Below are 16,899 nucleotides of genomic sequence, written 5' to 3'. Positions count from 1 at the left end.
CTAATTTTAAATATATATTAATTAAACTCTTTTTTTTAATTTCATAAAACAAAATAACTTCTACCAATTTTGGTTTCGTTATTCTTTTAAAAGTGCCTATATTTATCGTCTATAAAAAGGTATTTTTTTAATGGAACTTTACAAAGAAAATCAACTTAAAGTATACAACTCTTTATCAAAAACAAAAGAGGAATTTAAACCCCTAACAGACGGATATGTAGGTATGTACGTATGTGGTCCTACGGTATACAGCAATGCGCACCTAGGAAATGTAAGAACATTTATGTTTTTTGATGTGGTGTATAGATATCTTTTACACTTGGGGTATAAAGTGCGTTATGTACGTAATATTACAGATGCGGGTCATTTAGAAAATGATGCAGATGAAGGTGAAGATAGAATTGCAAAAAAAGCCAGGTTAGAAGAAATAGAGCCGATGGAAGTTGTACAGCGTTACACGGTAGATTTTCATGATGTGCTTAAAAATTACAACTTTTTACCACCAAGTATAGAGCCAACAGCTACTGGTCATATTTTAGAGCAAATAGAAATGATCAAAGAAATTATCGAAAAAGGCTTTGGTTATGAGGTAAATGGATCTGTTTATTTTGATGTTTTAGCTTACAATAAAGAAAACCATTATGGTATTTTATCGGGCAGAAAAGTAGAAGATTTAATACACAATACGCGTACTTTAGATGGTCAATCTGATAAAAAAAATCCACAAGATTTTGCACTTTGGAAAAAAGCAGATGAACGCCACATAATGAGATGGCCCTCTCCTTGGAGCGATGGTTTTCCTGGTTGGCACTTAGAATGTTCTGTGATGAGTACCAAGTATTTAGGAGAACAATTTGACATACATGGTGGTGGTATGGATTTAAAGTTTCCGCACCACGAATGCGAAATTGCACAATCTAAAACATGCAGTGGTAAAAACCCTGTAAGTTATTGGATGCATACAAATATGTTGCTGTTAAATAGCCAGAAGATGGCAAAATCTACCGGTAATTTTATTTTACCGAATGAAATTTTATCGGGTAAAAATAACATACTTCCAAAAGCTTTTTCAGCAAGCGTTGTTCGTTTTTTTAACATGCAGGCGAATTACAGAAGTATTTTAGATTTTTCTGGTGATGCTTTAGAGGCTTCAGAAAAAGGACACACTAAGTTAATGGAAGCGGTGCAGCTTTTAGCAAATGTAAAATCAGGCAAAACATCTACTTTTGATGTATTAGCATGGAAAAAGGATTGTTATGCAGCAATGAATGACGATTTTAATACACCAATTTTAATTGCCCATTTATTCGACGCCGTTAAAGTAATTAACCTAATTAAAGAAGATAAAGCGAGTTTAACAGCAGAGGATTTATTACTGTTTACCACTGTTTTGTATAATTTTATTTTTGATGTTTTAGGTTTGATGAATGAAAATTCTCAAGACAATTCAGAAAAAATAAATGGAGTAGTGGCTTTATTAATCAAATTAAGAAAACAAGCAAGAGATAATAAAGACTGGGCGTTGTCTGATCAAATTAGAGACGAATTAATTGCATTAGGCATTCAATTAAAAGATGGTAAAGACGGCACCACATTTTCTTTAAATTAGAAATAATAACAAATTTTAGAGCACAATTCTCTTAATGGCAGTAACTGCAATTTTATAATTTCACTCATACAGTTAGTTTTGAAAAAAATAGTGTCTTATCCATTTATATTGTTAGTACGTTTTTATCAAATAGCAATATCACCATATACACCAGCAACATGTAGGTTTAGTCCAACCTGTTCTCATTATACTGTAGAAGCATTGCAACGCCATGGATTATTTAATGGCGGTTGGTTGGCATTAAAAAGAATTTTTAGTTGCCATCCTTGGGGGAAAAGTGGGTATGACCCTGTGCCAGAAAAATTAGAAGAAAAAAACTAACAATTGTCTCCTCGAGCGCAGTCGAGAGGTTTGTAAATTATCAGATATTAGAAATTAAGGTCTTCACTGCGTTCGGCCAAACACAGATTATAAAATATGAATTTTTTAGCAATAGAGTGGAACCCTTCTTTGGGTATAGATTTAGGTTTTTTTGTGGTTCGATGGTACAGCTTAATGTTTGTAGCAGCTTTTTTATTAGGCTTGCGCTTGATGAAAAAAGTATACCAAGAAGATAAAATTTCTTTAGAAAAATTAGACACACTTTTTATGTATGTTTTTATATCGATGCTTGTAGGTATGCGTTTAGGTGATGTTTTCTTTTATAGTTGGGATTATTACCAAAATCATTTACTTGAGATATTTTTACCGATTAAGCAAAGTGCCAACGATGCTTTATTTGGTATTATTAAAGGATGGAAATTTACAGGGTTTACTGGTTTTGCTAGTCATGGAGCTGCAATAGGAATTCCTGTTGCACTGTATTTCTATTCTAAGAAACACTTAAACAAACCTTGGTTATTTATTTTAGACCGATTGGCAATTATGGTTGCCCTTGCCGGATTTTTTATTCGTTTTGGTAACTTTTTTAATTCAGAAATTTACGGAAAAGAAACTGGTAGTAGTTTTGGAGTAATATTTACAGCTGCAGGAGAAACATTACCCAGACATCCAACTCAATTATATGAAGCATTTAGTTATTTAGCTTTGTTTTTTGTAATGTGGCACTTGTATTGGAAAACGTCTAGAAAACAACAAACAGGTTTTCTTTTTGGCCTCTTTATGGTCGTTTTATGGTCTTTACGTTTTGTGATAGAATTTTTAAAAGAACCTCAAGTTGTAAAAAGAGGAGAAGAGTGGTTGTTTAGTCCTTTAAATACTGGTCAAGTGTTAAGTATCCCTTTAATTTTAATAGGTTTTTGGTTGATGTTTAGAAAGACCAAAAATTAATATCTCTCTCTTAAAAAAAACTATTTTACTAGTATTTGGTATTGTTTATTGTTTTAGATCAGGCCATTATACTTTAAAAAACAAACCCCACAAACATTTTGTTTGTAGGGTTTTCTTTTTCTTAATCACTATGTTGTTCGCTAATCTATTAATAGCTTTTTAGAGATTGTTTGTTTGTCTTTGGTGTATACTTTTACAAAGTATATACCACTAGCAAGGTTGCTTACTTTATAACTGCTGTTTGTTTGCGTGTTATTCTCTGTAACCTTCCATTTTTTAACTTCTTGGCCATCTAAAGAGTATAAGCTTACCTCATGGATGCTTAGATTGTCTTTGTTTACCAATTCTATGGCATCTATGGTATTGTAATATACTTGTAAACTATTGTTTACTGCCTCTGTTTGTGTGGTACTTAAAGCTGCTTGTGCTTTAAAAGTTACTGCAAAACGATCGCTATACACCCCAGCATCTAAAACAATTGCCGCACTGTTGTGGGTTATTTGATGTGTATGCCCTGTTAACTTGTCTAGTATGTACACCTCATTGCTTATTTGCTGTATCTCATCGATACCAAATACAACCGTACTTTGGTCTTTAGCAATCACTATCTCTAAAGGAATTTCTAAATCGTCGCTAATACTTTGTACACCTGCAATCACGTATTTGCTATTGTTGTTGTCAAACTTCCAATACACATCTGTTGGGTTGATGTCAAAAATCTCTGAATCGTACCCTTTGTCAAATGCAAATGTATTGGTGGCTTTGAATGATACTCCTAGCTGACGGTGCAAGGTGGTATTGTTTGCATTCAGATAATCCATCCCTAACTTAATAAGTGGTAAGGTGCTGTTTTCTGTGTTTGTATTCGCTGTTGTTGTTTTGGCTTGTCCTCTAAAGAATACTGAGTTTTCACCATCTTCTATAACTAAGGCTCTTTGGCTGTTGTTAAACTCAACAGCACCACCAGCATCTCCTTCAATAAAGAAGCCTTGTCCGATAGGTACAAATGGGCCAGGTACTTTATAAGTAACTCCTGTTCCTAAACTTGGCGAACAACTAATGTCTCCGTCTGCATCATATAATCTTAAAAGATCGATGTAAGCAGTATTGCTGTCATTAGAAATAAGTGTAACAGTACTACCAGCCTCTACACAAAGGTTGATATTAAACAGACCAAATGGCTGAGCAGTATTAGCTGTTAATTCTATATCTTGCTTAAACACCCCATTTACATGTACTTTAATCAGCTTGTTATTAGCAGATTGGTATTGTAAGGTTAAAACATCAACTCCTTTTACAAGGTTTGCAAACTCAACACTACTGTTTGTTGTATTTAGTTCTACCACAGTAGTACCATTAATTGTCTGAGTACTTCCTGTAAAAGTAGCATCTTCTGCTTCTAAATAAATATCAAATTCACCACTTATTTGAGGGTCGTTTGCCTTTAAGCCCATCGAAAGGTTACGTGTAGCATACCCACCAATATACCCTGCATAATTATGTCCTTGGGTACCAAAAGCTACATCTTCGCCTGCATGTTGCCAGAAATAAGCCGTTGCTGTTAAAGTAGTTAAATTGTCTTGTAAAAACTTTTGTACACTTAAAGATGATGCATAAGGGTTTCCTACTAAATAAAACTCTTCGGCGCCAATACTTGTGCTTAATGTTCCGTCTTTCGGACTTCCACTAAAGGTATAGTTTTGGGCAACTCCGGTTCCTTTCATAATAAAACCATCGGTTTGTGGTATTACTCCTGTGCTTCCTTTTTGAGACCAATTGCCTCCTGCAGCTTGCGTAAAAAGCCAATAATTAGCTATTTTAATAGGATCGGTATTATCTCCGTCATAACCAGCTACAAAGTCAATCTCTTTGGCTACTTGAGTGCCTACGGTACTGCTTGCATCTAGTTCCGTGGTTCCGTCTTTTAAAACATCTGCTACTGTAAAAGTAGTTGCTCCAATACTGTTTACTGGTGAACTAAAGTAGTTAAATCGATACACACTTGAGGTTTCTGAGTTTTGGTCTACCAACAGTCTTCCGGCTCCGGTAATATTACCAACTCCTTCATGGGTTTGTATCAACTGGGCTTGGTTGTTATTGCCTGAACTTACCAAACGAATCTGATCTGTTGCAGTGTTAATATCAATAGCATCTGAAACTACTAATGCTTGGTTGGTAATGCTAAGAATACTACCATTATGTACTGTTAACTTTCTAGCATTTAAAGCTGTTGAGGTATGATTGTAATCTATTCCTACACGCACATGTCTTGATCTGTCTGGAAATCCGTTAGACCAACCACTCGCTGTTTTTTCGGTTAATAAAACTCTATGCAGACCTGGCTTTATATTTGCCTGATCGTTGGCAGATGATATCTCTGAAATTAACGGAGCATGTACATGTCTTTCTGTAGCCGCATCATTTACATCGGTATAGGTTGTTATGGTATCGTCTACATAGGCAACCCATTCTGAACTGGTATAAGTAGCATTGCCTGTTATCGCTTCGTCTATACGAACATAACTAGTTTTATCTTCAATGTCTTTAATGATATCTACACGTCCGTTATAACTTTTTACACCGTTTCCTCTTGATATAATAAGCTGGTCATTTTCACCCTCAAAATCTGTAATCGCTGAATTTATAGTCTCTGTTGCTGTAGTTGCTTTATTTGCAACAGCACTAGAAGAAAATAAAATAGTTTTACCGCCTGCTATTTCTGCACTATTTGCTATAGATGTTGTAGGTGCTACATCATCTTGATTGCCTGTTAAATCTTTATACAAACCAAGAGTAGCAGCATTAGGTACTATAATATTGCTGTTGATGTTGGTAATTTCTATCCAACGTTTATTTGCACTCTGATATACCTGCGTAATCATAGGAATACCACAACCATTCTTACTATTATCTAACCCATAAGTTGTATAGTTTGTAGTGGTATATGCATTGGCAACTGTACCAGAATCTGTAGCACCACTCTCTAAACTATTGGCAAAACCATTAGCGCCAACTGGGTCTGCAGTAACATCTATTACCGCGTCTGAAACAGTACTTGTAGTATTTGCTGTAGCATCTGTAGCATCAACATTGGTAACACTTCCCGCGGTTAATGCCGTTGGAATACCCGCTTCTACTGCATCTGGGCAACCATCTCCATCAGAATCTAAATCTAAATGGTTTGGAATGCCGTCGTTGTCGGTATCTAAATCACATACTAGAACAGAAATGTTAAATGGCACTATTCCTGTAGCCATCGCATCTAAAACATCAACAATTACGTTCTTACCCGTTGTTTTAATTTCCCAAACTTGTGAGCTACTTGTTTTATTAGTATTTCCTCTAACAATTAATTCTGTAGTTGTTTGAGATAAAACAACAAGCTGATTATTGGGATCCGAGATGGTGAATCCTCCTGAAGGATTCGTAATTTTTAATTGATCTGAGTCAGATGAATTTCCATCAAAAAGACCTCCAATTGATAACCCATGTTTTATAGTTATTTCGTTTCTATCAGTAAATTGAAATTCTATAATTGCCTCAGAATTTGCAGCTGCATTTGGATTCGATATTCCTATATCTCCATTTGAAAAACCATCAGAAATAGATGCTGTTCCTGATAATGAAATTGTTCTTGTTCCAATAACAGTAGTACCGTTTAATACATTAACCAAAGCTGTAGACTTATCAGAAAAATCTGATAAGTTTCTACATAATTGTTCATCTGTATCCATTACCCCATCATTATCATCATCTAAATCATCGTAGTCTATAACACTATCGCCATCAGTATCTGTACAACTTTCAAGTTTTGAATTTTTGCTAATACCTACACCTTGAGTTACCGCAGCAGTTGCTGGGCTTACAATTGGCACTCCATACGTTGCGCTTGTTGGGTCTGTATCTACTGTGGTGCCTAAGTTTTGTTTTACTGGGGATGCTCCTGTAATTCCTGTAAAACTTACACCAGTATTACCACCATCTATTGTAGAGGTAACCAAATCTGTTGGCAAAAAAGCACCGTCTCCTTCTATAGTATCTGCACAACCGTCTCCATCAGAGTCTAGGTCTAAACGGTTAATAATACCGTCGTTGTCTGTATCTAAATCACATACTACAACAGAAATGTTAAATGGTACTTTTCCTGAAACCAACGCATCTAAAACATCAACAATTACGCTCTTACCCGTTGTTTTAATTTCCCAAACTTGTGAGTTGCTTAGATTATTAGTATTTCCTCTAACAATTAATTCTGTAGTTGTTTGAGATAAAACAACAAGCTGATTATTGGGATCCGAGATGGTGAATCCTCCTGAAGGATTCGTAATTTTTAACTGATCTGAGTCAGATGAATTTCCATCAAAAAAACCTCCAATTAATAACGCATGTTTTATAGTTACCTCTTGACTATTAGTAAATTGAAATTCTATAGTTGCATCAGAATTTGCAGCTGCATTTGGATTCGATATTTCTATATCTCCATTTGAAAAACCATCAGAAATAGATGCTGTTCCTGATAATGAAATAGTTCTTGTTCCAATAACAGTAGCACCGTCTAATACATTAACTAAAGCTGTAGACTTATCAGAAAAATCTGATATGTTTCTACAAAATTGTTCATCTGTATCTAAAATACCATCATTGTCATCGTCTAAATCAATAGCGTCTTGTATGCCATCGCTATCGGTATCGGTACAATTTTCTAACGTTTTATCTGCACTAATACCCACACCTTGCGTTACCGCAACAGTTGCTGGACTTACAATTGGCACGCCATACGTTGCACTTGTTGGGTCTGTATCTACTGTGGTGCCTAAGTTTTGTTTTACTGGTGATGCTCCTGTGATTCCTGTAAAACCTGTTGCATCATTACCACCATCCATAGTAGTATCTGTTACTAAATTTAATAGTATAAAAGTTCCGTCTCCTTCTATGGCGTCTGCACAACCGTCTCCGTCAGAATCTAAATCTAAATGGTTAAAAATACCATCATTATCATTGTCGTCGGTACAGGTTGCTTTTGGGTAAGAGTTTGCATTATAGTTACTTGCTACAACAGGCGTAATTTCTGCTATAAAATCATATGTTAAAATACCACCAGCTACTGAAGTTTGAATTTTATAATAGAGGTATTTATTTTGATTTTGGTCTATTGTAAATGTAGTTCCGCTTGTAGTTCTAATATTGCTTTCTGTAGAAGTTAACTGTACATAATCTGTACCATTATTAGATCCAAATAATAAGGCTCTGGCAGAATCTGTATGAGATATATTGTTGCTAATTACCAATGACCCTAATTCTATAGGTTTTGTAAATTCTATGGTAAAAAGATTACTACCAGGTTGATTTTCAGATGGTAAAACAGTACTAGAAAAAGTAAATCCAGCAGCTTCTGTTGTTTCTAAAATCTCATTATATAAAAGTTCAAAGCTAACGTCTGAATCAAATTGTGAAGTTATTGAAGTAATTAAACTTTTAACTTCTGAGGCAGCATAATAACAATTTGGGCTTTCAATGATATCTAAAATACCATCATTGTCATCGTCTAAATCTGTAAAATCTGAAATCCCGTCACTATCGGTATCTGTACAATTTTCTAACGTTTTATCTAAACCAATACCCACGCCTTGTGTTACTGCAGTAGTTGCTGTACCAACAGTTGGCACCCCATACGTTGCACTGTCTGGGGTAGTATCTACTGTGGTTCCTAAATTTTGTTTTACTGGTGATGCTCCTGAGATTCCTGTGAAACCTGTTGCATCATTACCACCATCAATAGTAGTGTCTGTTACCAAATTAGAAACTAAAAAAGGTCCGTCTCCTTCTACAGCATCTGCACAACCGTCTCCGTCTGAATCTAAATCTAAATAATTAGGAATACCATCTGTATCTGTATCATGGGCTACACAAATTATTCCAATATTAATGGCACCTCCATTATTCGTTTGCTCTGGATTTTGATACTTTATGGTTAAACTACTCGTAAGTTTTTTTGTAGTAATAGTCCAATCATCATTATAATTGTTTTGGTTCGCTGCAACTGAAGTAAATTTTATGAAGTTTTTTGGGCTTGTAGAGGTTACATTAAGGTCATTATTTGGGTCTGATAACTCAAAATTGTTGCCATAATCACTTATATTGTAGTTATCGTTTTTCGCAAACCAAGCATCGTTACTATTTACTTTAGACTTGATTACAACAAGTACTGGTACATCAAAATTAATAATAACTTCATTGATGTTATCTGTATGATCACCATTATTTTGATATAAATTACCATTGCTACTACCTGAAATTGAACCGATACCATTTGTAGCTATATTTACATTTACATCAACTCCGTTAACATCAATAGTGGGTATATTAGTAGTATTCGTAAAATCAACAGGAGTAAAGTTACTACACTGTAATTCTTCGGTATCTAAAATACCATCATTATCATCGTCTAAATCTACATAATTATTAACGCCATCTGCGTCTGTGTCTATACAAGAACTATTTACGGCTGCATTTTGGCTATTGTTGATAGTTTGCCCTCCAGTAGCAATAACTGGTACACCATTTGCATCTACAGTGTTCCCTAAATTCATATTAACAGAAGTGCCACCAGTTGTAATTGAACTTTGTACTAACATACCGTTGGTAAAACCACCACCATTTTCTATTGCATCTGCACAACCGTCATCATCAGCATCTAGATCTATACGATCTAACAATCCGTCTGAATCTGAATCTTTACAAAAAGAATAATTTAGGTTATAAAGTGCCTGGTTTAATTTTACGTTGTTTGATGTTGTTGCGGTAACTTTAATTTTTAATACAGTAACAGGTTGGTCAAAATTTATTTTTATAATGTTTTCATTAGAAGCATTGGTACCTTCATAAATATTATTAAGAACACCATTTATTGCTGGAAAATTGTTTCGGTAAAAGTTTGTAGTTATTGGGGTGTGAATAACACCATTGTAAGACCCTTCTATAATTGTTTTTTCAGGTCCTGTATAGCCACCGTCGTTAATGTCTATGTAGTAAAAATTTAAGTTGTAGACAGGTACATCAAACTGAAACTCAACATAACTTTCATGTTGATTAGTAATATCCATGTCTCTAAACTCTATCACACTGTCATCACTAGTTGGGGAATAACTATCAAGGTAACCACCTGTAGCTTTTGTTTCAATTTTTCCCCAAGTACCATTGTGCGCCATAGTTAAGGTTACATTTTTACCCGTGCCAGCACCATTTAATGGTTTTGTTTTTGTGATACTTTGCCCTCTATTTACTCTATCGTTAACTTCATCGTCAAAATCACCTAAATCTAAGGTAAAGCTTTGTCCGCTACATTCTTCAGTATCTAAAATACCATCGTTGTCATCATCTAAATCTAGCTCATTATTTACTAAATCTCCGTCTGTATCTATACAAGATTCGTTAATACTCGCGTTTTGACTCCAATTTATTGTTTGTCCTCCAGCAACTAAAGTAGGTACACCATTATCATCTACAGTTCCAGAAATATTTTGAGAAACTGGGTCTGCAGTTACATTTGTGTTACCACCAGGCATTGCGCTAGTAGTAAGGTTTGCAGTTGTTAAAGCTGCACCACCTTCTAAAGCATCAGAACACCCATCTCCGTCTGTATCTAAATCTAAACGATCTACAATTGCATCTGAATCTGTGTTTTTATCTGCGTATACTTTTTTGGTTAAGTGAACCTCTTTTAAGTATGGGCTTTGATTTATTCCTCCAGAAACAATAAAAAGCCTGTATTTTAAATAGGGTGTTTTATTATAATGAAAAGGGAATCTTAGATTTTCTAAACTCATGTCTTCAACAGAACTACTTTTTATATCAGACCAATCAATTCCATTATTTGAACCCTGTATTTTATAACTACTTCCTGCATCAAAAAACTCTCTGTTATTATCTTGTTGAAATACTATAGAAGACAAGACTTCTGGTGTTACTAGATTAAAAACGACAACGTCTTTATTAGTAACGTTAGATACAGAAGCAAATGCGAATTCATTACCTGTTGTACCATCTACAATGTCTGAAATAGTAGTGCCGTTCCAAGGAGTTAAATCTGATGAAACAGTAATTCCTGTATTTGAAAGTTTTGCAGACGTATATGTTTGTTCATCTACATCTAAAATTCCGTCATTGTCATCATCTAAGTCTATTAGATCTGCGAAACCATCAGCATCTGAATCTAAACAACTATTTAATGCGTTGTTTAATGCGTAAGATTTGTAATAAGAATTATAATTAATAGCACTTGTTGTGCCGTTATCTACGCTATCTAACAAGCCATTGTTATTGGCATCTGTGGTACCACTTACCAAAGCATTTGCTATAGTTGTTGTGCTGGTAACAGAACCTGCCGAACCGTTACTAACTGTTGCTGATGTTAATAAACTTTTAGAAACACCCGCTTCTGAAGCATCTGGACAACCATCTCCATCAGAATCTAAATCTAAACGATTTACTACACCATCATTATCTGTATCTATGTCTGTAAAAACTTTTCTTTTTAGGTTTACTTCTTTAACATAAGAGTTGTTTGTAATAGTTCCAGAAATTAAAAAAGCTCTATATTTTAAGTATAACGTTTTGTTTTCTTCAAAAGAAAAAGTTTGTGTAGTTGAATATGGATTAATTGCGTAACCATTTTTAATATCTATCCAATTGGTACCATTATTAGATCCTTGAATTTTATAACTAGAACCTGATGTTATAAATCCGTCATTATCATCTAAATTAAACTCCATAGAAGACAATACTTCTTGGGTAACTAAATTAAACGCTACAATTACTTTATTTGTAACATTTTCCTCATCTTCAAATACAAATTCGTTATTCGTTGTACCGTCAATAATTTCTGAAATAGAATTTCCACTCCAAGTATCAAAGTCTGTAGAAACAGTTATTCCTGTGTTTGACAAAGTTGTTATTGTAAAAGCCTGTTCATCTGCATCTAAAACACCATCATTATCGTCATCGATGTCTATAAGATCTCCAACTTGGTCTCCATCAGAACCTCCACAAACAGATAAAGTACCTTGTGTTGCGTATTTTTTATAAAACGAGATATAATTAATAGTACTTGTTGTGCCGTTTTCTACGTTATCTAACAATCCGTTGTTGTTGCTATCTAAACCAGTTACCAATGCGTTGTTTATAGTTGTTGTACTAGTTACTGTACCACCTGAACCATTTTTAACAATACCTGAGGTTAATACATTTTTAGAAACACCTGCTTCTACTGCATCAGGGCAAGTATCACCATCAGAATCTAAATCTAAACGATTTTCAACACCGTCATTGTCTGTATCTATGTCTGTAAAAACTTTCCTTTTAAGATTTACTTCTTTTACATAAGAGTTATTTGTTATTGTTCCAGAAATTAAAAAAGCTCTATATTTTAGATATAATGTTTTGTTTTCTTCAAAAGAAAAAGTTTGTGTAGTTGAATATGGGTCAAATGCGTAACCATATTTAATATCTACCCAATTGATACCATTATCAGACCCTTGAATTTTATAACTAGAACCTGATGTTATAAATCCGTCATTATCATCTAAATTAAATTCCATAGAAGACAATACTTCTGGGGCAACTAAATCAAGAGCTATAATTACTTTATTAGAAGCGTTAGCTTCGTCTGCAAATGCAAATTCATTATTTGTTGTACCATCTACAATCTCTGAAATAGAATTTCCGTTCCAAGAGCCAAATTCTGTAGATATTGTTATTCCTGAGTTTGATAAAGTTGCGGTAGTAAAAGCTTGTTCGTCAACATCTAAAACACCATCATTGTCATCATCTAAATCAATTACATCTCCTAAACCGTCAGCATCAGAATCTAAACAATTATTTAAAGCATTGTCTTCTGCATAAATGTTGTAATAAGAATTATAATTGATTGTACCCGTTGTGCCGTTTTCTACACTATCTAATAAACCGTTGTTATTAGCATCTGTAGTACCCGTAACCAATGCATTTGCAATTGATGTTGTACTGGTTACTGTACCACCTGATCCGTTACTAACAGTTGCTGATGTTAATAAGTTCGTAGAAATACCTGCTTCTACTGCGTCTGGACAACCATCTCCGTCACTGTCTAAATCTAAACGATTGGGAATACCGTCATTATCTGTATCTGCACAAACATAAGTAGTAGTGTCTCTAACCCAGATTTTATGAATAGTGTTTTTACTAGAGTCGTTTGGAAAATCATCCGATTCCCATCTTGTATCTACCCCTTTGATACCCCAATGATAATTAGCCGTTTTAAAAAAAGGAAAATTTGTCATAGCATAATCTGCTCTGTCAGTAAACACAGAAGATACAGCTGCAGGTAGGTTCGCAGAATGATTTGTTAATGACGTAAAATTAGTGCTTAAAGCAGTGGTAACTGAACCTGTACCTGTTTTAAAATAATTAATAACTGAATTAAGACCTGTTTTAAAATGTAATACCCTATTGTGCCCACTACTTATTCCATAAAAACGCACATCGGTAATATTTGTAAACTGAGAAAGCGCTGTATTACCAGTATGCCCCCAATTTTCAACAATACTAGATTCGTTGGTCCCTAAATTAGCTACACTGTTTTTAGGTAAATTGGCTCCTGGAGATATTACGTTTAATGCAGGGTTTGTTCCACCTAAGTGAACATATTGAAGTACCAAAACCCAACCACCACCTTCACTATTATCTACATCCGCTTCAAACAAACCACTTCCTAAATTAAAAAAATATCTACCCGATGGTATATTATTAACTTGATTTAGTGCTGTAAAAGGGTTAGTTGAATCTCCTGTGGGGCAAAATAGAGTTTCCACTGTATCTAAAACACCATCGTTGTCATCGTCTATATCTACATCATTACAAATTCCGTCGCCATCAAAATCATCATTAGGTCCTGTTCCTCCAGGAGTACCGCCGCAATTAAAAGTATTGGCTTGAGCAATATCGTTTTTAAAAAAACTGTTGTTTGTAGTTTTAAAAGTTGATATTACCGATTTAGTTTCAGTATTTGTATAAGAAGAATACGTATTGTGTTTAGGAGTATTATTTGTAGATAAATGGTCTACAAATTTATAGCTCATAAAAATAACCCCCAACAAAAGAGAAAATAGAGAGACTTGTTTTCTTAACGTTGTTTTAGGGACAAGGTCTTTTAATAGAGAATACAAATACAATACATTGTTATTTAGGATTAACGATGCAAATATACTAATTAATTACATCTTAAAAAAAAACTAATTTAACAACATGGGGGTGTTTTTCTTATGGATAAGCGTGATATTTTAATTGCTTATTTTGTAAGAAAAAATGTTGGATTTATTTTTTAATATTTTTTTTAAATTTTTCGAATTTATTTTTGTCTTCTTTAGGCCAGTTGTTGTTAGAGGTATCTACATCTGCAGTTTCTAAATCTGGGTCTATTTCAATTTTAGACAGTTCTTTGTTAGTGCTAAATACTTTGGTTATTTCATCATCATTATATCTCCATATTTGAGCCGGATATACTTTTCTTTCAGTAGTACCATCTTTGTAGGTAAATTGCACAATAATTGGCATTACCAAACCGCCTGGCTTGTTGTATGTTATTTCATAATGAAATTTAGAGTCTTTATTAATATTCGCTTTAAAACCAAGTCCTGTGGTGGTGTCTTCTATAAAATCTACATTATCACCTACTAATTTTGTGTGGTATTTTTTCACTTCTTTAATACCAATGTCGGTTACATCTGTTGTGTAAAACCATCCTCTCCAAAACCAATCTAAATCTACGCCAGATGCATCTTCCATGGTTCTAAAAAAGTCTGCTGGTGTTGGGTGTTTAAACATCCAACGTTTAGAGTATGTTCTAAATGCATGATCAAATAATTCTTTTCCCATTATGGTTTCTCTTAAAATCCATAAAGCTGTTGCAGGTTTTCCGTAGGCATTATTCCCAAACTCATATACATTGTCTCCTTTTGTCATAATAGGTGCAATTTTAGACTGATCTCCGCTCATGTATTTTACAATATTCTTTGGATATCCTCTAGTGATCGGAAAATCTTTGTCGTAAGCCAGTTCGGCTAACATTTCTACATAAGAATTTAATCCTTCATCCATCCAAGTCCATTGTCTCTCATCAGAATTTACAATCATCGGAAAGAAATTATGACCAACTTCGTGTATGGTTACTTTTATCATTCTGTATTTTGTTCTATCAGAGTAAGTGCCATCGGCATTTGGTCTTCCTGGGTTGAAACAAATTTGAGGATACTCCATACCCATTTGTCCATCTACAGAAATTGCTTTATGGTACGGATAATCAAACGTATATTTAGAATATGTTTTTAAAGTTTGCGCGACAGCTCTGGTAGAATGATCGCCATATAATGGGTTTGCTTCTTTAGAATATAAAGAATAAGCCATCACCGTTTTACCGTTAATATCTACTGCCATTGCATCCCAAATAAATTTTCTAGATGATGCAAATGCGTAATCTCTAACATTTTTAGCTTTAAATTTCCATGTTTTGGTAGCTGTAGCTTTGCTTTTTTCAATTTCTGTTGCTTCTTCTTGTGTTCTAATAATTACAGGATTGTCAAACGTTTTTCTAGCGTTAGTTAATCTTTTTAATTCTTTTTTACTAAGTACCTCTTGTTCGTTTTGTAATACTCCTGTTGCGCCTAACATGTGGTCTTCTGGAGTAGTAATGTTTACGGTATAATCACCAAATTCTAAAGCAAATTCGCTTCTTCCCCAAAATTGATCATTTTGCCAACCTTCTACATTGTCATACACACAAAGTCTAGGAAAAAATTGAGCAATTACGTAGTTGTTATTTCCGTTTTCTGTAAAATGCTCATAACCAGATCTACCACCATCTTTTCTATGGTTGTTGATATTGTACCACCATTCAATTTTAAAACTAAAAGTATCGCCAGATGCCAATGGTTTTGGTAAATTAATACGCATCATGGTTTGGTTTATTGTGTAAGATAGCTTGCTGTCATCTTCATTAGTTACACTAGTTATATTAAAACCACCATCAAAAGGTTGATCTTTATAACTTTTGTTATACCTTTCTTTACTAAGGTTTTTCGGTATTTTAGTAGTTTGTATATCGGGTGTTTTAGAGTCTTTAGCTCTCATGTTTTGGTCTAGTTGCACCCATAAATATGCTAGGTTGTCTTTAGAGTTGTTGTGGTATAAAATAGTTTCTTTACCAGAAATACGTTGGTTTTTGTCATCTAAAACAATATCCATCACATAATCTACCTTTTGCTGTGTGTAATTTACACCAGGTGCACCAGAAGCAGTTCTTTGCGAGTTTGGGGTAGCCAATTCATCTTTTAATTGTTTAAATTTATTTTGATTTGTATGGCCTCTTTTTGTGCTACTTTCTTGAGAAAATGCAGTTGCACCAACTAAAAAGAATGCAAGTAATAAGGGTGTAATTTTTTTCATTTTGATTGTGTTTATCTTTTAATAAAATTAGTTGCGGTTAAAATAACAATAGGTCTTTATTTTTATCAGCATCTAAAAAGACACTTTTATTTTTTTGACCTACTTTAGTTTTTACCAAGTTTTTTTGCTCGGGAAAATGTGTTGTTAATATGTTATTTTTAATTTCTATAGAATTTAATTCTTTAATGTTTGGTATTTCTAAATACAGCACTACTAAATCGCCATCATATTCTTTGCCAATGTAAGTAAAGTTAGTAGCAATATTATTAATTTTAAAATGTAGTTTTTCAGAAAGATATTTTTTAAAATATTTGGTATTGTTGGGCAACTCCTTTTTTGTGGTTAATTGTAAATCGATGTTGTAATCTTTGTTTAAGGCCACTTCTATGTCATCCATAAAAACATTAATTGTAATTTGAATGGCTTGTTGTTCTTTTTTATACTCGAGTTGTGTTAAGCTTAAATAATATTTATGAGTGGTGTAGGAGAGTAGTAGCGGAGTAATTGCGACTAGTAAAAATATTTTTTTAAAACTCATAATAAAG

Annotated in this window: 6 protein-coding genes; 3 read left to right on the top strand and 3 right to left on the bottom strand. The window is 33.9% G+C overall.

The features are described from left to right. The first annotated feature begins 130 nt into the window (after positions 1–130). From cysS to lgt, 3 genes are all read left to right on the top strand, one after another. Positions 131–1,609 (top strand): cysteine--tRNA ligase, encoded by a 1,479-nt coding sequence (gene cysS, locus Q0678_RS02950; RefSeq protein ID WP_299053620.1) that lies wholly within the window; start codon positions 131–133, stop codon positions 1,607–1,609. Positions 1,610–1,687: 78 nt separating this feature from the next. Further along, positions 1,688–1,930, top strand: coding sequence for a membrane protein insertion efficiency factor YidD (yidD, locus tag Q0678_RS02945; RefSeq protein WP_299053617.1), 243 nt, complete (start codon positions 1,688–1,690; stop codon positions 1,928–1,930). A 96-nt stretch (positions 1,931–2,026) separates the two neighbouring features. After that, the gene (gene lgt / locus Q0678_RS02940; RefSeq protein ID WP_299053615.1) at positions 2,027–2,878 is read left to right on the top strand and encodes a prolipoprotein diacylglyceryl transferase; all 852 of its coding nucleotides are present in this window, start codon (positions 2,027–2,029) and stop codon (positions 2,876–2,878) included. A gap of 140 nt (positions 2,879–3,018) precedes the next feature. Here lgt and Q0678_RS02935 read toward each other — a convergent pair whose 3' ends face one another. The 3 genes from Q0678_RS02935 to Q0678_RS02925 all read right to left on the bottom strand — a co-directional run bounded on the left by Q0678_RS02935 (position 3,019) and on the right by Q0678_RS02925 (position 16,892). After that, positions 3,019–14,079: a T9SS type A sorting domain-containing protein gene (locus Q0678_RS02935; protein ID WP_299053612.1), complete on the bottom strand. Its 11,061-nt coding sequence runs from the start codon at positions 14,077–14,079 to the stop codon at positions 3,019–3,021. Between the two features lie 148 nt (positions 14,080–14,227). Next, complete coding sequence (locus Q0678_RS02930) at positions 14,228–16,354, bottom strand: M1 family metallopeptidase (protein WP_299053608.1); 2,127 nt, start codon at positions 16,352–16,354, stop codon at positions 14,228–14,230. Between the two features lie 37 nt (positions 16,355–16,391). Then, complete coding sequence (locus tag Q0678_RS02925) at positions 16,392–16,892, bottom strand: DUF6702 family protein (RefSeq protein ID WP_299053605.1); 501 nt, start codon at positions 16,890–16,892, stop codon at positions 16,392–16,394. Positions 16,893–16,899 lie beyond the last annotated feature (7 nt).

This window comes from uncultured Polaribacter sp., from assembly GCF_947497125.1.
Taxonomy (GTDB): Bacteria; Bacteroidota; Bacteroidia; order Flavobacteriales; family Flavobacteriaceae; genus Polaribacter.
The sequence above is the reverse complement of the archived record's forward strand: the minus strand, read 5'-3'. Positions and strand labels throughout refer to the sequence as shown.